15 protein-coding genes and 1 pseudogene are annotated in these 21,085 nt (G+C 68.2%); 14 read left to right on the forward strand and 2 right to left on the reverse strand.

The features are described from left to right. The first annotated feature begins 15 nt into the window (after positions 1–15). The gene (locus AC3WOS_RS09555; RefSeq protein WP_492715685.1) at positions 16–972 is read left to right on the forward strand and encodes an AEC family transporter; all 957 of its coding nucleotides are present in this window, start codon (positions 16–18) and stop codon (positions 970–972) included. Positions 973–1,187: 215 nt separating this feature from the next. Then, positions 1,188–4,025 (forward strand): diguanylate cyclase, encoded by a 2,838-nt coding sequence (locus AC3WOS_RS09560; protein WP_492715686.1) that lies wholly within the window; start codon positions 1,188–1,190, stop codon positions 4,023–4,025. Positions 4,026–4,080: 55 nt separating this feature from the next. Here the strand turns inward: AC3WOS_RS09560 and AC3WOS_RS09565 are convergent, their stop codons facing one another. Next, a complete protein-coding gene (locus tag AC3WOS_RS09565) occupies positions 4,081–4,536 on the reverse strand; it encodes an OsmC family protein (protein WP_492715687.1) in 456 nt (151 codons plus the stop codon). 150 nt (positions 4,537–4,686) lie between these two features. Here AC3WOS_RS09565 and AC3WOS_RS09570 point away from each other — a divergent pair, with 150 nt between their 5' ends. The 6 genes from AC3WOS_RS09570 to AC3WOS_RS09595 all read left to right on the forward strand — a co-directional run bounded on the left by AC3WOS_RS09570 (position 4,687) and on the right by AC3WOS_RS09595 (position 11,483). Then, positions 4,687–6,141 (forward strand): phytoene desaturase family protein, encoded by a 1,455-nt coding sequence (locus tag AC3WOS_RS09570; RefSeq protein WP_492715688.1) that lies wholly within the window; start codon positions 4,687–4,689, stop codon positions 6,139–6,141. A gap of 67 nt (positions 6,142–6,208) precedes the next feature. Continuing rightward, positions 6,209–6,772: a DNA-3-methyladenine glycosylase I gene (locus tag AC3WOS_RS09575; protein ID WP_492715689.1), complete on the forward strand. Its 564-nt coding sequence runs from the start codon at positions 6,209–6,211 to the stop codon at positions 6,770–6,772. Next, complete coding sequence (gene mnmC1 / locus AC3WOS_RS09580) at positions 6,769–8,514, forward strand: FAD-dependent 5-carboxymethylaminomethyl-2-thiouridine(34) oxidoreductase MnmC1 (RefSeq protein WP_492715690.1); 1,746 nt, start codon at positions 6,769–6,771, stop codon at positions 8,512–8,514. Before AC3WOS_RS09575 ends, mnmC1 begins: the two co-directional genes overlap by 4 nt. Positions 8,515–8,668: 154 nt before the next feature. Next, a complete protein-coding gene (locus AC3WOS_RS09585; protein WP_492715773.1) occupies positions 8,669–9,418 on the forward strand; it encodes a sensor histidine kinase in 750 nt (249 codons plus the stop codon). Between the two features lie 14 nt (positions 9,419–9,432). Then, the gene (locus tag AC3WOS_RS09590; protein WP_492715691.1) at positions 9,433–11,127 is read left to right on the forward strand and encodes a tetratricopeptide repeat protein; all 1,695 of its coding nucleotides are present in this window, start codon (positions 9,433–9,435) and stop codon (positions 11,125–11,127) included. A gap of 140 nt (positions 11,128–11,267) precedes the next feature. Continuing rightward, a complete protein-coding gene (locus tag AC3WOS_RS09595; RefSeq protein ID WP_492715692.1) occupies positions 11,268–11,483 on the forward strand; it encodes a hypothetical protein in 216 nt (71 codons plus the stop codon). Positions 11,484–11,620: 137 nt separating this feature from the next. On the opposite strand, the gene AC3WOS_RS09600 is transcribed toward AC3WOS_RS09595, so the two are convergent. Further along, the gene (locus tag AC3WOS_RS09600) at positions 11,621–12,424 is read right to left on the reverse strand and encodes a PhaM family polyhydroxyalkanoate granule multifunctional regulatory protein (protein WP_492715693.1); all 804 of its coding nucleotides are present in this window, start codon (positions 12,422–12,424) and stop codon (positions 11,621–11,623) included. Between the two features lie 157 nt (positions 12,425–12,581). Between AC3WOS_RS09600 and AC3WOS_RS09605 the strand changes: the two genes are divergently transcribed. The 6 genes and pseudogenes from AC3WOS_RS09605 to AC3WOS_RS09630 all read left to right on the forward strand — a co-directional run bounded on the left by AC3WOS_RS09605 (position 12,582) and on the right by AC3WOS_RS09630 (position 21,047). Continuing rightward, on the forward strand, positions 12,582–13,778 hold the full coding sequence (locus tag AC3WOS_RS09605; RefSeq protein ID WP_492715694.1) for a DUF3108 domain-containing protein: 1,197 nt from the start codon (positions 12,582–12,584) through the stop codon (positions 13,776–13,778). Between the two features lie 2 nt (positions 13,779–13,780). Continuing rightward, positions 13,781–14,575 carry a DUF3108 domain-containing protein gene (locus tag AC3WOS_RS09610; protein ID WP_492715695.1) on the forward strand — a complete coding sequence of 265 codons (795 nt, stop codon included), beginning with the start codon at positions 13,781–13,783 and terminating at the stop codon, positions 14,573–14,575. 78 nt (positions 14,576–14,653) lie between these two features. Next, positions 14,654–15,715: a PDDEXK nuclease domain-containing protein gene (locus AC3WOS_RS09615; RefSeq protein ID WP_492715696.1), complete on the forward strand. Its 1,062-nt coding sequence runs from the start codon at positions 14,654–14,656 to the stop codon at positions 15,713–15,715. A 222-nt stretch (positions 15,716–15,937) separates the two neighbouring features. Continuing rightward, the gene (locus AC3WOS_RS09620; protein ID WP_492715697.1) at positions 15,938–17,302 is read left to right on the forward strand and encodes a hypothetical protein; all 1,365 of its coding nucleotides are present in this window, start codon (positions 15,938–15,940) and stop codon (positions 17,300–17,302) included. Continuing rightward, positions 17,295–18,053, forward strand: a pseudogene (locus tag AC3WOS_RS09625) (hypothetical protein); the annotation flags it as partial. The gene AC3WOS_RS09620 and the pseudogene AC3WOS_RS09625, both read left to right, overlap by 8 nt. Positions 18,054–18,218: 165 nt before the next feature. Then, positions 18,219–21,047 (forward strand): ATP-binding protein, encoded by a 2,829-nt coding sequence (locus AC3WOS_RS09630; protein WP_492715698.1) that lies wholly within the window; start codon positions 18,219–18,221, stop codon positions 21,045–21,047. Positions 21,048–21,085 lie beyond the last annotated feature (38 nt).

Consider the following 21,085-nt stretch of genomic DNA (forward strand, 5'->3'; position numbering starts at 1 on the left):
CTACAATGGCAGCCCATGCTCGCCATCCTGTCCGTTACCTTTCCCTTTTTCGCGCTGGTGCTGTGCGGCTACCTGGCCGCCCGCCGCATCCTGCTGCCCCTGGCCGCCATTCCCGGCCTGAACGCCTTCGTGCTGTATTTCGCCCTACCGTGCCTGCTGTTCCGCTTCGGTGCGGCCACGCCCATCGGCCAGCTGCTGGACGGCAGCGTGGCCGGGGTCTACCTGCTGGGGGCGCTGGTGATGGTGGGGCTGACGGTGGCCGTCACCCTCAGCCACCGCATCAGCTGGAACGATGCCGCCTTCGGGGCCCTGGTGGCGGCCTTTCCCAACACGGGCTTCATGGGCGTGCCGCTGCTGCTGGCGTTGCTGGGGCCGGCCTCGTCGGGACCGGTGATCGTCACCATCGCCATCGACATGGTCATCACCAGTTCGCTGTGCATCGCCCTGTCGCGGGTGGGCAGCGGCCATGGCGGCGAAGCCATGCGCAATGCCCTGCGCGGCATGGTGCGCAATCCGCTGCCGTGGGCCATCGCGCTCGGCACGCTGGCCTCGGCCGCCGGGTTGTCGCTGCCGGGGCCGCTGATGCGCACCGTGGGCCTGCTGGCCGACGCCGCCTCGCCCGTGGCCCTGTTTACCATGGGCGCCGTGCTGGCCCGCTCCCAGATGGGCAGCGCCGCCGCCACGCACTGGCGCGACTACGTGCCGGTGGCCGTCAAGAAACTACTGCTCCATCCGCTGCTGATGCTGGGGCTGGGCCTGGGCGCGCGGGCGCTGGGCGTGCCGCTGGCGCCGCAGGCGCTTGCCGTCATCGTGCTGGTGGCCTGCCTGCCCAGTGCCAGCAACGTGGCCATCCTGGCCGAGCGTTTCGGGGCCGACACGGGCCGCATTGCGCGTATCATCCTGGTATCGACGGCCTTGTCGTTCCTGTCATTCTCGGCCGCCGTGGCGCTGGCGCAACACTGGCTGAAATAGTTCTTAGAGTAAATCTTCGTTTCTTTTATGGAATCAAATTCGCCTTGTGAATCAAGGGCTTGTGGTGGCGCCGCCATGCGCGGCGCGCGGCGGCGGCGGCAGGCTGTCCAAACTGTGAAATAATGCTGACGGACGCATACATGCGTTAAGGCAATAGCGCCGCGCCGCCGGGATCCGGGGCCGGCAGAACAGGTTGAGGTAGGAATTTGGTGGACATGTTTGCGCTCGATCACGAGTTGGCGCAGTGGGAAGCGGACTTGCCCGCCGCCCAGGGGGCGGTGCGGCTGGAGCTGCTGTCGCAGCTGGCCTGGCATGCGCGCCAGCGCGACCCCGTGCGCGCCGCCGCCTGGTCGGCCGAGGCGACAGCCGGACTGGCCCTGGTGCCGGCGACGGCGGGCGCCGGCCTGGCCGCGCGGCTGCAACTGATCGAAGCGGAAACGACGTGGCTGCGGGGCCTGCTGGACGGCGCCGAGCGCCTGGCCCGGACCGCGCTGGCCGCGCTGGAGCAGGCCGGTGACCACCTGGGCCAGGCCGACGCGCTGTGGCTGCTGGCCTGGATCGCCAACGACCGGGGCCGTTCCGACACGGCCAACGGCTGCCTGACGCAGGCGGCAACGGCGGCCCGCGCCGGCGGCGACGCCGCCCGCACGGACGTGATCGACGCGGCCACCGCCATCTCCGCCGTGTTCGCCGACTGGCAGAGCGCCAGCGCGCGCTGGGCCCGCCATTTCGACGTGGCGCTGGAGGGCAAGCCGGCGGCGGCGGCCGGCTGGATCAACGACTACCTCGGCACCTGCGCCTACCAGGCCTGCGATTTCGGGCGCGCCATCGGCCACCTGATGCGGGCCTACGAGGCGACGCTGGCCACCGGCCAGCTGCGGCGCGCCATCATCGTCGCCACCAACATCGGCAATGCCTTCACCAGCCTCAATGCGCACGAGGCGGCGCTGGAATGGATGCAGCGCGGCCTGGACCTGGCCCGCCCCACGGGCTGGCCCATGAGCGTGGGCCTGTGCCTGATGCAGACGGGCGAAACGCTGCGCCACCTGGGCCAGCGCGAGGCGGCCCAGCACCTGCTGCGCGAGGCGCTGCACACGCTGGCGCCCCTGTCCGGCTCGCGCGCCTACGCCGTGGCGCTGGAATACCAGGGCGACCTGGCGCTGGACCTGGGCAACTACCCGGCCGCGCTCGAGAGTTTTTCCCGCCTGGCCGAACGGGGCGACGCGCTGTGCCAGTCCGACTTCCAGAGCAGCGCCCGGCGCGGCCAGGCGCACGCGCTGTCGCAGCTGGGCCGCCCGGCCGACGCCGTGGCCGCGGCCGACGCCGCGCTGGCGCTGGCGCGCGAGCATGGCGACGCGGCCAACCAGATCGCCGCGCTCGACGTGCTGGCCCGCATCCACGCCCGCCACGACCTGCCCGACCCGCAGCCCATGTCGGCGCCCAACGCCGTGCTGCACTACCTGCAGCTGGCGCTGGGCATCGCCGCCACCATAGCCGGCTACATCGTGCCCGGCGCCTTGCTGGACGCGGCCGCGCGCGAGTACGCGGCCACCGGCGACCATGCGCGCGCCTACGACATCGCGCTGCAGGCCAGCGCCGCGCGCGAACGCATCCACAATCAGCAGGCCACCAACCGCGCCATCGCGATGCAGGTGCAGTACCAGACGGAGCGGGCCCAGACCGAGGGCGAGCACCACCGCCAGCTGGCCGCGGCCGAGGCGCAGCGGGCCGAGGTGCTGCAACAGACCAGCGCCACGCTGGAACACCTGAGCGCGATCGGCCAGGAGATCACGGCCCACCTGGACGCGGCGGCCGTGTTCCGCGCGCTGGACCGCCACGTGCACGGCCTGCTCGACGCCACCCATTTTTCCGTGTTCCTGCTCGAGCCGGACGGCGCCGCGCTCAATTGCGTGTTCGGGGTGGAGGCGGGCCGGCCGCTGCCGGCAATGCGGGTGCCGCTGTCGGAGTCGAACGCCAATTCGGCGCGCTGCGTGCGCGAACGGCGCGAGATCCTGATCGAGATCGGCGACGACGGCGCCACGCCCAACCTGATCCCCGGCACCTTGCCCACCCTGAGCCTGCTGTTCGCGCCGCTGCGCGTGGGCGAGCGCGTGCTGGGCGTGATGACGGTGCAGTCGCTGCTGGCGCACGCCTACGGCGAACGGGAACGGCTGATCTTCCGCACGCTGTGCGCCTACGGCGCCATCGCGCTCGACAACGCGGCCGCCTACCGCCAGGTGGCGGCCACCCTCAAGACCCTGAGCGCGACCCAGGAACAGCTGCTGGAGAAGAACCTGGAACTGGAGCGGGCCTACAAGGCGCTGGAGGACGTGAGCCTGACGGACCAGCTGACGGGCCTGCGCAACCGCCGCTTCTTCCTGCAGAACGTGGACGCGGACGTGGCCCTGAGCCTGCGCGGCTACGACCAGCCGCAGCACCGTCCGCCCACCGAATGCGAGCTGCTGGCGCCCAAAGACCTGGTGTTCTTCATGGTCGACCTGGACCACTTCAAGGAAGTGAACGACCAGTACGGCCACGCGGCCGGCGACTCGGTGCTGGTGCAGATGCAGGAGCGGCTGCGCGAAGTGTTCCGCGAGTCCGACTACCTGGTGCGCTGGGGCGGCGAGGAATTCCTGGTGCTGGCGCGCGCCACCCACCGCGACGAGGCGCGCGTGGTGGCCGAGCGCATGCGCCGCGCCGTGGCCGAACGCCCCTTCGAACTGCCCGACGGCACGCGCCTGATGCGCACCTGTTCCATCGGCTTTGCCTGCTATCCCTTCCTGCCGGCGCAACCGCGGCTGCTGCCCTGGCCGCAGGTGGTGGAACTGGCCGACCAGGGCCTGTACATCGCCAAGCGTTCCGGCCGCAACGCCTGGGCCGCCTTGTACAGCACGGAGGGCGCGCGTCCGGACGGCCTGTTCCCGCGCCTGATGCACAACCTCGACCAGGCCGTGGCCGAAGGCGAGGTGCGCCTGTTGAGTAACCTGGCCGGGCCGCTGGTGCTGGGCGGCGAACGGCGCCGCGTGGGGCTGTCGAGCGACCTGGAAACCTAGCAGCTGAATGCCGGCACCGGCGCGGCCGGTGCGCGAAACCGTAACCGCCGGCGCGCTACAGCGCCACCACGATTTCCGTTTTGAGCGAGTTGGCCACGTAGCACTTTTCATGTGCCTCGTGATGGATCTGCGCCAGCTCTTCCTGCCCGGGCCAGGCCATGCCGGCGAAGACGATCTCCGGCTGCAGCGTGATGCGCGTCATCGCCATTTTTCCGGCGGCGTCCTTTTCCAGCACGCCCAGCGCCCGGTCGCGGTAGCTGTCGACCGTGTGGCCCCGTTTTGCGGCAATCGACAGGAAGAACAGCATATGGCAGCTGGAGGCGGCGGCCACCAGCGCCTCTTCCGGATCGACGGCGGCCGGATCGGACATGGGCAGCGGCACCGACAGCGGCGATGACGAGGCGGGCAGCGCGAGCCCGCCATCAAAGCGCCACTGGTGGGCGCGGCTGTAGCGCTGGCCGAGAAAATCCTGTCCCTGGCGTTGCCATTCAACGGTTGCTTCAAATTGCATCACAGCTCCTGTGGAGAAAAATCGGGCGTGCCCAGTGTAGCGGTTTTTGCATCTGGTTGCCGCAGGCAACGTTGTCAAGAAAATGATAAATTATGTGCCGCCACGGCCGCTGCTACCCATGTGCGGACGGGCTCTTTGCGAGGGACGTGCATGAAGACGACAACGGTTGCCGTGATCGGCGCGGGCGTGTCCGGCCTGGCCGCGGGTATTTACCTGGCCCAGCGCGGGCTCGATGTCACCCTGTATGAGCGCGCCGACCGCGCGGGCGGCTGCTGCGGCACCACGGAGCTCGACGGCTACCTGTTCAACGACGGCGCCATGTATCTCGCCATTCCCGGCATACTCGACGCGGGCTTTGCGCGGCTGGGCATGGACCGCGCGGCGTTGCTGCCGCTGCGCCAGATCCGCCGCATGCAGACCTCCACGTTTGCCGACGGCAGCGCCATCAGCTTTGGCGTCGGCGGCGCGCTGGCGGCGCACGGCGCGGGCCTGGACGGCCGTGCCGACGCCCTGCGGGAAGAGCTGGCGCGGCTGGCGGCCCGCTGGCGCGACCTGTACGACGTGCTGACGGGTGAAATCATCGTACGGCCGCTGTCCGTGCCGCGCCTGCTGGCGGCCACCTGGCGCCATCTGCCCAAGCTGGCCGGCACGGTGGGCAAGGAACTGGCGCGCCATATCGCCGACCCCAGGCTGCGCGCCGCGCTGGCCAACGTCACGCTGTACACGGGGCTGGCCCCGGAACGCACGCCGGCGCTGCAGATGGTGGGCACGATGGCCATGTTGCTCGACCAGTTCTATCTGCCCGTGGCCGGCATGGGCGCCATCCCCGCTGCGCTGGAGCAGCGCCTGCGCGCGCTGGGCGGCAAGCTCGTTTGTGGTGCGCGGGTGATGGCCATCGACGTGGCGCGCGGCCGCGCGGCGGGGCTGACCGTGGAGGGCGCGGGCGCCGTGCCGTACGACGCCATCGTCTCCACCATCAGCGGCATGCACACTTTTGCCTCGCTGCTCAATGCGGCCGATGTGCCGGCTTCGATGCGCAGGAAGACGCAGCGCGCACCGCTGTCGCAGCGGGCCATGTCGGTGCAGCTCGGGCTGCGCAACCGCATCGAGGACGTCAGCCACTTCAACTACCGCACGCCGCTGATGGAACAGCAGTACCGCTTCCTGCAGGCAGGCGACATGTCCTGCCTGGCCTACACCGTGCCGACCGTGACGATGCCGGAACTGGCGCGCGGCGGCGGCAGCATCGTCGAGCTGTACCCGGCCATCGACCAGTCGCGGGGCCCCGACGCCTGGACCGACGCGCGCAGCGACGAGGTGGCGCAGGCGGCGCAGCAAGCCCTGTCGGCGTTGCATCCGATGGACGTGGCGGTACGCCGCGTGCGTTCGCCGCGCGACTTCCGCGACCGCATGTTCCTTTACGAGGGGGCAGTCTACGGCCTCTCTCCGGCGGCTGACAGCCGTGCCCAGTATCCGCACGCCACGCCCATTCCCGGACTGTACCAGGCGGGCCAGACGTCCTATCCTGGCTTCGGCGTCAGTACCTCGCTGCTGTCGGGGATATTTGCGGCGGAACAGATACTGGCGCGCGCGGGCGCGGCATGAGCCGGGACAGGTACGGCAGGCTGCAAATAATTTATACTGCCCACCTTCCGCACCGCCATCCGCCGCCATGACACTTACCCGCTGCCGCTGGGCCAATCCGGCCAATCCCCGCTATCTCGATTACCACGACCACGAGTGGGGCGTACCTTGCCACGACGAGTTGCGCCTGTTCGAGATGCTGAACCTGGAAGGGGCGCAGGCCGGGCTGAGCTGGGAAACCATCCTCAACAAACGCGACAGCTACCGCGCCGCCTTCGACGGCTGGGATGCGGAAAAAATCGCCGTGTATGACGCGGCCAAGGTGGCCCAGCTGCTGGCCGATCCCGGCATCGTGCGCAACCGCCTCAAGGTGGCGGCGGCCATCGGCAATGCGCAGGCTTACCTGCGGCTGCGGGCAGCGGGCGGTTCGCTCGACGCCCTGCTGTGGGATTACGTGGACGGCCGGCCCATCGTCAACGCCGAGCTGCCCCGGCCCGGCAAGACGGCCCTGTCCGACCGCATCTCCAAGGATCTGGCCAAGCGCGGCTTCAAGTTCGTCGGCTCGACCATCATCTACGCCTACATGCAGGGCATAGGCATGGTGGACGACCACGATCCGGCCTGCTTCCGCCACGCGGCGCACCGCCCATGAGCGCACGCCACGTCATCCTTGCCACGGCGTTCGGCGATGGCGCCCATTTCATGGAGGCGCGGGCGGCCGGTCCGGACGAGCTGCACTACATTGCCATCGCGCCGCGGTTGCCCGACGCATCCGCGCTCGCCGATCCGCAGTTGCGCGCGCTATGGCCGCTGCCTTTGCCGGGCGTGCACCGCGTCGTGCTCGATGAGGGCCGCGTCACGCTCGACCTGATGGTGGGCACGGTGGAGGCCATGCTGCCGCAGGTCGTGGCGCGGGTGCAGGCCTTTGTCCTGCCGGCCGGCGCCGGCGGGCAGCTGCCTGCGCGTACGCTGGCCGGCGCGCTGGCGCGCCTGGCCGCGCCGGGCGCCACGCTGCAGGCGCAGGCGCCGGACGAGGCGCTGGTGTGGGCGCTGACGGCCGCCGGCTTTGCCTGCAAGGTCGCGCCTCAAGCGATGACGGTCGCGCAGGCCGGCATGGCCCGCGACAAGCCGCCTGCCGCCGCAGCGGGAATGGAGACGGATGATCTGCCCGACATTTGCGCGGTCTTCGCCAGCCGCCGTCCGCTGGCGCCGGCGCCGCCGGAGCCGGTGCGGCGGGCGGTCGTCATTGGCGCCGGGGTGGCCGGTTCCGCCCTCTGCCAGCGCCTGTGCGCGCGCGGCTGGGAGGTGACCCTGATCGAGCGCCATGACGGCCCGGCGCAGGAAGCGTCGGGCAACCTGGCCGGCATCTTCATGCCGCTGCTGTCGAAGGACGACAACATCCCCACCCGTTTGAGCCGTGCCGCCTATCTGTTCGCGCTGCGCGAATGGCAGCGCATGGGCGGCGTGGGCACCGCGTTCAAGGGCGCCGGCTGCGGCGTGCTGCAGCTGGCGCGCGACGCCGGCCATGCGCGCGTGCAGCGCGAGGTGGTGGAGCAAGGCCACTATCCGCCGCAGTACGTGCGCTGGCTCGACGCGCCGGCCGCCAGCGCCTTGCTCGGTTCGGCCACGCCGCACGGCGGCTGGCTGTTCGGACAGGGCGGCTGGGCGCGGCCGTCGTCGCTGTGCCAGGCCATGCTGGCGGCATGCGGCGCGCGGCTGCGCCGCGTGTTCTGCGCCGAGGCGCTGACGCTGGCGCGGGTGGACGGCCAATGGCAGGTGCATGCGGCCGATGGCGCGCTGCTGGCGCAGGCGCCCACGCTGATCCTGGCCAACGGCACCGGTGCCACGCGGCTGGCGCAGGCGGCCGAACTGCCGCTGTCGTCCCTGCGCGGCCAGGTCACGCACCTGGCGCCCGAGCGCGTGCCGGCGCAGTCGCTGGTGGTGTGCCGCGAAGCTTATGTGACGCCGCCCTCGGACGGCGTGATCTGCGCCGGCGCTACCTACGGCACCGACGACGATCCCGACCTGCGTCTGTCGTGCCAGCAGGAGAACCTGGCGCGGCTGGCCGAAATCCTGGACGGGGTGGCGGTGGCCGATGCGCCGCTGGCGGGCCGGGTCGGTTTCCGCTGCGCGGCGCCGGACCGGTTGCCGCTGGCCGGGCCGCTGCCCGACTATGCGCGCGCCGGCCGGCTCGAGCAGTTGAGCGACGTGCCGCGCCATCCCGGCCTGTACGGCCTGCTCGGCTATGCGTCGCGGGGCCTGATCTGGGCGCCCCTGATGGCCGAATTGCTGGTGGCGCAGCTCGAAGGCGCGCCGTTGCCGCTGGAAGCGTCGCTGGCGGCGGCGCTCGATCCGGGCCGCTTCCTGCTCAAGCAGCGCCGCCGCAGCCAGTAGGGCGTGCGGCACGCAAGCAAGCGTTGCATCCGCGCCAACTTGTATATTGCTCCGCCGCAATTCCATGCCTTTTGCACTTGTCCGCAGGATATAATTCAACTTCAACAATGCGGGCACCAAGGGCGCCGCGTGGCCCCTTTTGGAGAGCTGAATGATGGATGACCAAGCGGGTGCGCCCGAGCTGTTCCTGTTCCTGGCGTCGACCGTGCACGACATGAAGAACTCGATCGGTGTGCTGAGCGGCACGCTGGAGCAGCTGCTGTCGGCCGGGCCGGAGGTGGTCATCGCCCCGGCCGGTGCCGCGCCCGCCGACCCTGCTGAAGCGAGCGAAGCGACCCCCTACGGCCAGATGGCCCACATGCTGTACCAGACCCGGCGCCTGAACGACAACCTGATCCAGCTGCTGGCCCTGTACAAGGAAGTGGGCAAGCCCGGCTATCCGTTCGAACCGGCGCCGCAGCAGATCGGCGAGCTGGTCGAGCAGGTGGCGTCGCAGGCCCGTATCCTGCTCAAGTCGCGCGGCATTACGCTGGAACTCGATTACGACCCCGAGCAGATCTGGTGCTTCGATGAAGACCTGGTGATCGGGGTGCTGGTGCACGCCATCAACAACGCCATCCGCTATACGCGCGACCGCATCCGGCTGGCCATCGTCGCCGACGGCGACCAGCTGGCACTGCGGGTGGAGGACAACGGCGACGGCTTCCCTCCCGCCATGCTGGCCGCGGGCGCGGCGCCCATGGAACAGAGCCGGGTCAACTTCCTCACCAACAGCAGTGGCCTGGGGCTGTACTTCTCGCGCGAAGTGGCGCGCATGCACAAGCACCGCCAGCGTTGCGGCAGCATCGCGCTGGCCAACGGCGGCACGCTGGGCGGCGGCTGTTTCGTGCTGCGCCTGCCTTAGAAAGCATGGACACCATGACCAGCACCGTCCTCCATCCCGCCGCCATCGACGCCGTCGACTGGGCCGAAAAACGCTATCTGCTGGTGGACGACTTTGTCGGCATCCGCCAGCTGCTGCGCGAATCGCTGCGCAACCTGGGCGCCAAGCATATCGACCAGGCGGCCAGCGGCGGCGAAGCCATGATGTTGCTGGCCAAGACACGCTACGACGTGGTGCTATGCGACTACAACCTGGGCGACGGCAAGAACGGCCAGCAAGTGCTGGAAGAGGCCCGCATCCGGCACCTGATGCTGCCCAGCAGCGTGTGGCTGATGGTGTCGGCCGAAAAAAGCGTGGAGTCGGTGATGGGCGCGGCCGAGCACCAGCCGGACGCCTACATCATCAAGCCCATCACGGAAGGCGTGCTGCTGACCCGCCTGAACCGGGTATGGCACAAGAAGCAGATCTTCAGCGACATCGACCAGGCCTTTGCCGACAAGGACTTCCTGCGCGCGGCCCGGCTGTGCGACGAGCAGATCGCCCACAACAGGCTGCACGAGATCGACCTGCTGCGCATGAAGGCCACCTTGCTGCTCAAGGCCGGCGAGCCGGAACAGGCGCGCGCCGTGTACGAGCGGGTGCTGGAAGGGCGCGAATACAACTGGGCCCGCACCGGCCTGGGCAAGATCCGCATGAACAACGGCGAGCTGGAAGCGGCGCGCCAGATGTTCCAGGGCGTGATCGCGGAAAACCGCTTCTTTATCGATGCCTTCGACCAGCTGGCCCAGGCTTACCAGCGCATGGGCAAGACGGAGGAAGCGTGCGACGTGCTGGAAAAGGCGGCCAAGCTGTCGCCCAATTCCGTGCCGCGCCAGCGCAGCCTGGGCATGGCCGCCCTCAAGCTGGGCAATATTCCGCTGGCCGAGCGGGCGTTCCGCAAGTGCATCGAGATCGGCGAGTATTCCATCCTCAAGACGGTGGACGCCTATTTCGGCCTGGCCCGCGTGTACGGCCTGAAGAACGACACCCGGGAAGCGCTGCGCCTGCTCAACTCGGCCCTGCAGCAGTTCTCGGGCGAGCATGTGAACCTGCGGGCCAAGATCACGGAAGGCCTGGTCTACCACGAGAGCGGCGACTTCCGGCGCGCCCGCAAGTCCGGCGACGAGCTGGAACAGATGCTGGTGGAGGAGCAGCTGCGCCCCGACGTGGCCACCTGCATGGAGATGGCCACGCTGCTGTTTGCCGTCGGCGTCAAGGAAGCGCCGGTGGACCTGCTGTGCTACGTGGCCCGCAACAACGACGACAACGAACCGCTGCTGGACGATATCCAGAAAGTGTTCGACAAGGCCCGCATGAGCGAGGAGGGCGAGGAGCTCATCAAGTCATCGCGCAAGGAAGCGGCCGACATGATGAACAAGGGCGTGCTGCTGTGGAAGACGGGCAAGCTGGACGAAGCGGTCGAGTGGATGCGCGAGGCGCGCCTGGCGCTGCCCAACAACATGCGCATCCTGTTCAATTCGGCCCAGATCATCATCTCCCACCTGCAGCAACGGGGCTACGTGCGCGAGCTGGCGGAGGAAGCCATCGGGGTGCTGATGCACGTCGATAAAATCGCTCCCGGCCAGCAGCGTTTCGCCCAGCTGATGGAGCAGCTGGCCCTGCTGGCGCCGGCGCCCGTGGTGGCGCTGGACGCCGTGGCCGAGGCACTGGAGCAGGCGGCCGGCGAGTGATGGATGGACGCAACGGTGGCGCCCGGCGCCAGCTTGTTTCCGGCCGGTCAAATGATTACACTGAAAAACCGGCGCAGCCCGCAACGAGTGCGAAGCCGCTGCGCCCCATAACAAGCATTAGCCAAGAGAAGGGCACACCCATGCGCGATATCGCCAAAGAAGTCTACGACAAAATGAAAATCGGCGGCACGGCCTGGATACGGCCGGTGACCGCCAAAGGCGACACCATGTCGAGCTTCCAGGGCGCGCTCGACAGCGCCAAACAGCTGGCGGAAGAAGGGTTGATCAACATCGAAAAAGTGCAGCGCCAGGAGGACGGCCTGATCGAGGCGATCCGCATCCTGCGCCTGTCCTGATGGCAAGCCGCGCGGCCTACCATTGACGGCTCCCTGAGGGTTTCAGTCAGCGAATACCGCACATTGTCGGCGCGCCAGGGGAATCCAGGCAGTGCCTCAATTCCCGCCTGCGCGACGACAGATATGCCGACGCGCTGTTATGCTTTGGTGGCCGGCTTGGCCTTGGCGACGCGCGGTTTGGCGGCGGCCTTGGCGGGCGACTTGGCCGCGGCGGGCTTGGCCGCATCCGCATTCGTTTTCGGCTTGACGGCGCTGGCGGCCGTGGCGGCATTGGCCGCCGACTTCGCCACCGACGTCGCCGCTGCCGTGGCGGCCGTCGCTGCCGCCGCCATCTTGCCCGCCGCGTTCGTCATCGCTTCCGGTCCCAGCGTGCTGGACACGGCCTGCTTGAACTGATCCTGCAGCAAATTCCACCAGATGGCGGGGTTGGCCATTTGCGCGGCCGCGTCGGCGGCCGGGGTGGCCGCCGGCTTGCCGGCTGCGGCGCTGCCGTTGGCCGTGGCGGCGTCCGCCGGTGGGGTGGCCGTGGCCGGTGCGGCTGGCGCGGGCGGCGCTTCCTTCACGGTCGCCTTGGCGGGCGCGGCGGCCAGGGGCTGCTGGAAGAAGACAGAGGCGTAGGGTACCGTGTCGAGCAGGGATTTGGTGTCGCCGCTGCCCTGGTTGACGGCGGCGGCCAGGCTGGCGCCCACCGACTTGAGCGTGGCGATGGTGCCGCGCTGCACCTCCAGCGCCTGGATACTGCCGCGCAGCATGCTCATGTTCAGGTTCAGCCACGTTTCCACGGCCTTCAAGTCATTGATTTTCTTGTCCAGTTCGTCCACGGACAGGGTGGGCGCCGTCAGGCCGGGCACGCTCATGCTGCCCCACAGGTTCTTGACGAAATCGAGTGTGTCCGTCATGACTGCAGCACCTGGGATGTTGGGCATTTGAGGGTTAGACATGGCTGGTTTCTCCTGTGGGTGAGCGATTAGCGTAGCAGATATCGGGATGCCGTTCAAAAGGTTTTGGCAACATTCTTGTTCCTGCTTGACGCACCGTGGCCTGGCCGCGCGCCGGCGCTGTCAGCGGAGGAGGGCCCGGACACGTTAAACTAGCGTTATGACGATCGCCACTTACCTCCGCCCACGCCGCCGCTGGCTGCTGCTGGGCGCCGCCACCGTGGCGCTGCACTACCTGGCGATAGACTGGGTCGGCACCCAATTGGGCCAGCGCGAGGCGCGCCGCCGGCCGCCGCCGTCGCTCATCACGGCCCAGCTGCACCTGGCCCTGCCGCAGCACCGCGCAGCGCCGCCGCTGCCGGAATTGCAGCCGCTGCACGCTGCGGCGCCCAAGCCGGCCGCCAGGCCCGCCCGCCGGCCTTCACCGCCACCGCCCGCACCGGCGGCGGAACCGGCCGCCGAGCCGGCGCCGCCCATGGCCGACAGCGGCGCGTCCGACAGCAGCGCCCTGTCCGCCCCATCCGCCCCATCGCAGGCGGGGACGGACGGCGCGCCTGCGGCCGCCCAGCCCCAGGCCGGCGCCGCCCAACCCACGCCGGGCGCGGCGCCCGCCCCGACCGCCCAGACCAGCGAGGCGCCGCCGGCCCCGCCCGTGCAGGCGCCAGGCCAGGGCATGCGGCGCTACAAGGTCAACCTGCCGCCGTCGGCCGACTTTGCGCTCGACGTGCACCGGGTGGACGCGGACGGCACCAAATGGACGGGCGTGGCGGCCATGGCATGGCATACTGACGGCAGCAACTACACCTTGTCGGTGGAAGCGGGCATCAGCATGCTGATCACCCGCATCAACCTGCTGGTGCTGACCAGCGCCGGCGCCATCGACGATTACGGCATCGCGCCCGTCACCTCGACGGAAAGGCGGCGCGGCCGGTCCCAGACGGCCACCCATTTCAACCGTGACGACGGCACCATCACGTTTTCCGCATCCGAACGCAGCTATCCGCTGCTGGTGGGGGCGCAGGACAAGGCCACGGTGCCGTTCCAGCTGGGCGCCATCGGCCGGGCCGACCCCAACCAGTTCGGCAGCGACGTCGACATCCTGGTGGGCGAGGACAAGGAAGCGAACATCTTCCGCTTCCAGCTGGTGGGCGAGGAGGAGCTGGACACGGCGCTGGGCAAGCTGCAGACCTGGCACCTGACCCGCCCGCCCAAGCCGGGCACCTATTCATCGCGGCTGGACGTGTGGCTGGCGCCGTCGCATTACTGGTATCCGGTCCAGATCCGCAACACCGAAGCGAGCGGCGCGCTGACCACGCAGACCGTCTCCAAGATCACCATGACAACATCGGGAACATGACTATGACGACATTGAACACCATGGCGGCCCTGCTGCTGGCCGCCGCCGCGCTGGCCGCGCCGGCGCAGGCCGCCCAGCGCGGCCAGGCGGCCGGCGCCGGGGCCTCCGCCGCCAGCGAACACCCCAGCGTGCGGCGCGCCTACAGCCTGCCGCCGTCGGCGGAGCTGCGCTACACCATCCAGGCGCGCCAGCGCAGCCTGCCCATCACGGGCGACGCCGTCGTGGCCTGGCACACGGGCGAGGGCAAGTACAGCATCAACACGGAAAGCCACGCCGTCATCTTCGGCAAGATCCTGGAAAACCGCAGCGAAGGCGCGGTCGACGAGTACGGCCTGGCGCCGTCCACGTTCTACCAGAAGCGCTTCCGCAAGGACCCCAGCACCACCACTTTCAAGCGCGACAGCAAGACCATCGTGTTCTCGGACGGCGACGACAGCTACCCGCTCAAGGGCGGCGAACAGGACCGCACCAGCGCCCCGTGGCAGCTGCTGGCCCAGGCCCGGGCCAACCCGGAGCGTTTCAAGCCGGGCACGGAGTGGGCCTATTTCGTGGCCGGTTCGCGCGATGCGGAACCTTGGGTGTTCAAGGTGGTCAACCATGAGACGGTGCACACGGGCCAGGGCGAGGTCAACGCGCTGCACCTGGTCAAGGCGCCGCCGCCGGACGCCCAGGGCCAGCAGGTGGACCTGTGGCTGGCGCCGTCGCTGGACTGGTATCCGGTCCGTATTCGCTTCGCCGATGCGGACGGCGATTTTGTCGATCAGACGCTGGACAAGATCAAAACTCTTGTAAAATAATCATGCCGTCGCGGGCCTGAGAAAGAGCCGCCAACTGGCCGACGTGCCGGCACATCACTTCTTGAACAAGGTGACGGCATGCCCTCTATCCATCCCCCAGCCATGCCGGCGGCGCCGGCAGCATTGGTCAGTGACATTCGGCAACTTATCGAGAGCAGCCGCAGGGAACTGGCACGCGTCGTCAACAGTGCGCTGACCCTGTTGTATTGGCAGATTGGTCAGCGCATCCGCGACGAGGTGCTGCGGGGCGAACGCGCGGGATATGGCGAACAGATTGTTTCCATGCTGGCACGGCAATTGGAAGCGGATTTTGGACGGGGGTTTTCCAGCAAGAACCTGCGTCATATGTTGCGCTTTGTCGAAGTCTTTCCGGATCAGGACATTGTCTCCGCAGTGCGGAGACAATTGAGCTGGACGCATATCAAGACGCTGATTTATATCGACGATCCACTCAAGCGCGACTTCTACTTGCAAATGTGCCAGCAAGAGCACTGGAGCACTCGCGTCCTGCAGGAGAGGTTGGATTCCATGTTGTTTGAACGGACGGCGCTCTCGCGTCAGCCGGAAGAGCTGCTCTTGGCCGAACTGGCCAATTTGCGGCAAGGTGGCACGATCAGCCCTGCGCTGGTACTCAAAGACCCCTATATTCTCGATTTTCTCGGCTTGCAGGATCGCTATGTGGAAAAGGATCTGGAAGACGCGATCTTGCGCGAGCTGGAGCAATTCCTGCTGGAGCTGGGCGCAGGTTTTACCTTCGTCGCAAGGCAAAAACGCATCCAGCTCGACAACGATGATTTCTATATCGACCTGCTGTTCTATAACCGCCGCCTGAAGCGGCTCGTGGCCATCGACTTGAAGCTGGATGATTTCAAGGCCGCTGACAAGGGCCAGATGGAGCTGTACCTGCGCTGGCTGGCCAAATACGAGCAGGAGCCTGGCGAGGCGTCGCCGCTGGGCATCATCCTGTGCAGCGGCAAGAAGCAGGAGCAGATCGAACTGCTGGAGCTGGGTGCCAGCGGCATCCATGTCGCCGAGTATTTCACCCAGTTGCCGCCCAAGTCACTGCTGCAGCAAAAACTGCACGAGGCCATAGTCCGTTCCCGCGCGCGCCTGGAGAACCGTGGCGAGGAACAGCCATGACGAGCGCGCTGTTCACCCACCGTTAAATCCCTGGTCCGCGCCGCCCATCAGGCCCGCGCCCCGGGCCGGGAAATATATCGGCCCAGCCGCTCCGCACTCCAGCCTGACCGATGGCCGTGCCTGATATACTGACGCCCCCGCGATGAAGATGACGGCCCCCGCGAGGGCGGTTTCTGTTGTCATCTTAATCATCATCGAGAATGGCACAGAATGATAGAAATAATGGCAAGTGCAGCTGCGGCTGCGGAAGCACCGATCACCGAGCAAGAGCACCAGGATACGCTGCAAGCCCATTTCCAGCCCAATATATCGGCCGACGAGATCGAGCAGGTCTACCACCTGAAGCGCGCGCAACCGCTGCTGCAAGTGTTTACGGCCCTGTTCCACGGCGGCTTCGACGGCGTGCTGGTGCGGCTGCTGGTGCTGCGCGAACTGGCGTCCGACACGGCCACGTCGGCCTTCTCGCGCGCCGACATCAATACCCGCCTGGCCTACCTGCTGCCGGAAAGCCTGGAAACGGTGCTGATGCGCCTGCGCTCAAACCAGCTCTTGGCCTGGGACGCCCAGCAAGCCGTGTACCGCGTCACGCCCATGGCCCGCAACGTGCTGTCGGCCATCGACGGCCTGCTGGCGCTGGGCCAGAACGAGGACGAGGCGGAAATGGGCTTCCTGCTGTCGCAGGTGGCCGGGGCCCAGGCCGTGGGCGGCGTCACCGTCGAGCAGCTGCAGCACCTGCTGGGCCGCCTGGTCGAGCTGACCGAGGAATTTGCCGACGCCATCGCCTCCGGTTCCGAATTCCGCCTGCGCGCCTCGCAAGCCAAGTGGCACATGGCCTGCGACTGGGTCGAGAAGGGCTCCGAGATCCTGCGCGCCATCACGGCCGATGAAAACGCCGACGGCGCCACCCACAAGGCGGCCCAGGCCATCGGCCGCGCCCAGAGCGCGCTGCTCAACATGCAGGGCATGTTCTCGCGCGCCCTGAACCAGATCGAACGCCAGCGCGTGCACCTGGGCCAGTCCGGCCTGTCGACCACCGACATCAAGCGCTGGCTGCTGCAACATGAAGACCTGGCCTCGCTGGCCGAAGGCGCCATCGACCAGCCGGTCGTGCCGCTGTTTATCACGCCGGCCGAAATGATCGACGTGGCCGAGACGGAGCTGCTGTCGGACCGCGTGTCCGGCGTGGCGCCGGGCGGCCTGCCGACCGGCCAGGATGCACCCACTACCATCAACGACACACCCGCCATGCAAAAAGAACTCGATGACTGGCTGGCGCGCCTGTCCGACTTCGCGGCGCTGGGCAATTTCCCCAGCATCGCGGAGGAAGCTCCGAAATCGATTCCGATCCAGGACTCGCTGCTGCCGGCCAGCTTTGCCGTGGCCTCCTACCGCGCCTCGCTGCTGCCGCTGCTGGGCGACGCCTCCGAGGCCAGCCTGCAGGGCGCCACGGCCGAACTGGCCCGCCTGCCCGTGACCTTCACGCCCTCCGACGAAATGGTCGAACTGCCCGACCTGCACGTGGCGGCCATGTCGCTCGCCACGCTCTCCCTCTCCCTCGATCCGCAAGGCGACAAGACCGATGAATGACGATGCACAAATCCTGATCGCGCGCCTGCTGACGCACCAAACCCTGCGCCGCGACGACAAGCTGGTCAAGCGCGTGCTGTCGGACGAACTGTTCCGCGCCGAGATCGACACGCGCCTGCTGGCCACCGGCCTCAAGCTGCTCGACAACGTCTATGCCGACCACGTCACGCTGGCCCTCACGCGCGCCATCGAGCCCAAGATCTTCGGCGCGCGCGACGTCTGGCAGAACAATAACTTCGGCCTGTCGCGCGACGGCGTGGCCCTGCTGGTGGTGCTGTGGGCGCAGATCATCCTGCCCAAGCGCGAGCGCCAGGAAACCCACCAGCACGCCGAGGACGACCAGAACGACATGTTCGGCGTGGAGAAACCGCTGCCGCGCGCCGAAGACACCTCGATCGGCATCGCCTACAAGGCGCTGCTGGCCGACTTCGGCGACAAGCTGGGCAAGAAGACCCGGCTCGACATGAACCTGGGCATCCTGGCCAAGCTGGGCTTCATCGAGCGGCGCGGCGACGTGATCGTCGAAGGCCCGCTGCTGGACCTGATGATGGACACCGACCTGCTCAAGGAACGCATCATCAACGGCGCGCTGGCCGACGTGTTCAAGCGCGCCCCGGCCCAGATCATCCCCGTGCCGCGCCGCGCGCCGCCGGCCGCCGCCGCCGATACCCACGCCGATGCCGCCGCCGGCGAGCCGCCGGCCGACGTGGCGGATGACGAGGTGCCGGCGTTCGAGGTGCCGGCCTTCGACGTACCGGCCTTCGACGTGCCGGCCGCCATCCACCGCGAGGTGCTGCCCACCGGCGCATCCGCCGAAGAACATGCCGTCGAACCAGACGCCGCCCACGATGGCGCAGCCGGGGGCGATCATGCCGCCGCCGCGCCGTCCGACGACACTCCAGCCAGGGATTAATCCATGTTTCACATCAAATCACTCGAACTGGTGCACTGGGACTACTGGCAGCGCATCAAGAACATCCCGCTCGACGCCAAGATCATCACCATCGCCGGCCAGAACGGCTCCGGCAAGACCACGCTGCTCGACGCGCTGCGCACCCTGTTCGGCCTCGATTGCTCGATGGGCCGCACCTACAAGCACTACGCGCGCCACTCCGGCCAGCAGACGGCCTGGCTGCGCGCCGTGGTCGACAACAAGAACGTGGGCAAGCAGCTGTCGAACCGCCCGTTCCGCAGCTCCGGCTTCTTCAGCGACGACGAGGTGACGCTGTTCTGCCAGATCCAGAAGAACGGCGGCGACTGGAAGCGCCAGTACCTGATGCGTCCCGGGAATGTGCAAATCGAGGACATCACCGATGCCAACGACTGGCTGGGTGTGGAAAACTACCGCAAGCGCCTGGCCAACGCCGGCCTGTCGCCGGCCATGGCCAAGGTGCTGGCGCTGGAGCAGGGCGAGACGGACAAGCTGTGCGAATACGCGCCGCGCCAGCTGCTCGACCTGGTGTTCCAGGTGTTCGGCGACAAGGAAGTGCTGGACGCCTACGACGAGGCCAAGCGCCACCAGCGCGACACGGAGCAGGAACTGAAGCGCTTCGAGACGGAGCTGGAAGCGTCGAAGACCAACCTGGAAGGCTTGCGCCTGCGCGTGGCCAACTACCACCAGTGGGAAGACCTGAACAAGGAACGCCGCAACCTGCAGGAAGAAGTGCTGCCGACGCTGGAATACCACGAAGCGCGCGAAAAGCACGGCAACATCAGCCGCCAGCTGCGCGACGCCCGCAAGCCGCTGGCGCAGGCCGACCAGCAGCTGACGGACAAGCGCAATGCACTGGCCGCGCAGGCCAAGGCGCTGACGGAAGCGCAGCAGCATGAGACGGTGCTGGAGCAGGAATCGACTGCGCTGCAGAGCCGCCTGAGCCAGATCAACGGCAAGTTGAAACCGCTCGACAGCCTGCTGGAGCAAAAGGCCCGCCTGCAGAAGCTGGCCGCCGACTCCGGCAGCGACATTGCCGAAGTGGCGCAGCAGCTGGAGGAAAAGGAAGCGGAACTGGCGCGCCAGAAGCAATCGCGCGAGGCGCTGTCGGCCCGCATCGCGGGCGAACTGGCCACCATCGCCGCGCTGCAGGGCAAGACCGCCATGCCGGAACCGGAAGCGGTGCGCGGCATGCGCCGTGCGCTGCGCGACGCCGGCATCGGCCACGCCATGCTGTCCGATATCGTGGAAGTGACGGACGCGCGCTGGCAGGGCGCCGTCGAGGGTGTGCTGGGCGGCTATGCCTCCGTCGTGCTGCTCGACAAGGCCAAGGACGCGCCGGCCGCCTACCGCCTGGCGGAGAAGGAGCGCTATCGCCACTTCATCGTGCCCGAACTGGTCACGGCGCCCGGCATCAAGGACGACAGTCTGCTGTCGGTGGTGAAGTTCTCGGCGCCGGTGCCGGCCTGGCTGGTGGACCAGCTGTCGCGCATCGAGCGCGTCGACACGGTGGACGACGGCTTCAAGCTGGGCAAGGACGAGGAATGGATCACGCCCGAGGCCTACCACCGCGAACGCCGCGGCGGCCGCTCGCTGTTCGTGGAAGCGTCGCGCTACCGCTTCGGCTCCGCGGGCCGTACCCAGCGCATGGAAGCGATCCAGAAGGCGCTGCCGGCGCTGGAGGCGCAGGAAGACGCGCTCACGCTGGCCATCAGCAAGCTGGCCTCGGAAGTGGGCGCGCTCAAGGCCCGCATCGCCGGCGTGGACGCGGCCAAGGAACTGGCCGCGCGCCAGGCCGAATTCGACGAGGCCGCGCGCAACGCCGTGCCGCTCAAGGAAGAGCGGCTGGAAGTGGGCACCCGCCTGGGCGAGCTGCAGACGCTGATCAAGGACGCCACCGTGCAGCGCACCCGCACCGACACCGTATGGCAGAACGCGCGCTTCGCCCTGTCCGAGGCGGAAGCGGGCCTGCGCCTGAACAACAAGCGCCAGATCGAGCAGCGCGGCGACCACGCCCGCGCGCTGCTGGCGCTGCGCCGCGCCTGGCGCCACCTGCCCAAGAGCTGGCGCCGTCCGGCGCGCCGTGCGCGCCTGGTGGCCGAGCACCAGAACTCGCACCAGGTCGCGCTGCGCATCCACAGCCTGGAAGCGAGCCTGGCCCGCAGCGACTGGGAGCTGGACGCCACCGTCATCGACCAGTACCAGCGCCTCAACGAGCAGCTGCATGGGCGCCAGTCGGAAACGGAGGAACGCCGCTACCAGAACAACCGCGCCATCGAAGCGACGGGCAATGCACGCGGCGCCTACATCGAGCGGCTGCGCTACACCATCAAGACCTACAGCAAGAACATCAAGGAGCTGGGCGAACTGGCCGGCATCGAAGTGCATGCCGACCCGGTGCGGCTGGAGAACGACGACACCCAGCTGGCCCAGGCTGGCCTGCACGTGCGCTTCAAGTTCGACGGCAAGGGTCCGATCGGCATGAACGACGGCGAAGCGTCCGGCGGCCAGCAGGTGATGAAATCGCTGGTGCTGCTGATAGGCTTGCTGAAGTCGGAAGACGGTTCCGGCGGCTTCGTGTTCATCGACGAACCGTTCGCCCACCTGGACATCCGCAACATCCAGCTGGTCGGCGAGTTCCTCAAGAACACCGAGGCGCAATACCTGATGACGACGCCGCTGACGCACAACACGGACGTCTACGACCCCTCGGAGCTGACGCTCATCACCAGCAAGAAGAAGAAGGACACGGAGTGGGCGCAACCGATCTTCGTGCTGCAGCGCCGCGCCGGCGACGCCGCCAAGGCAGCCTGACGGCGCCAACAACCGGGGGCAGATGGACTGCCCCCGGT

Source organism: Rugamonas sp. FW305-51 (assembly GCF_058786935.1).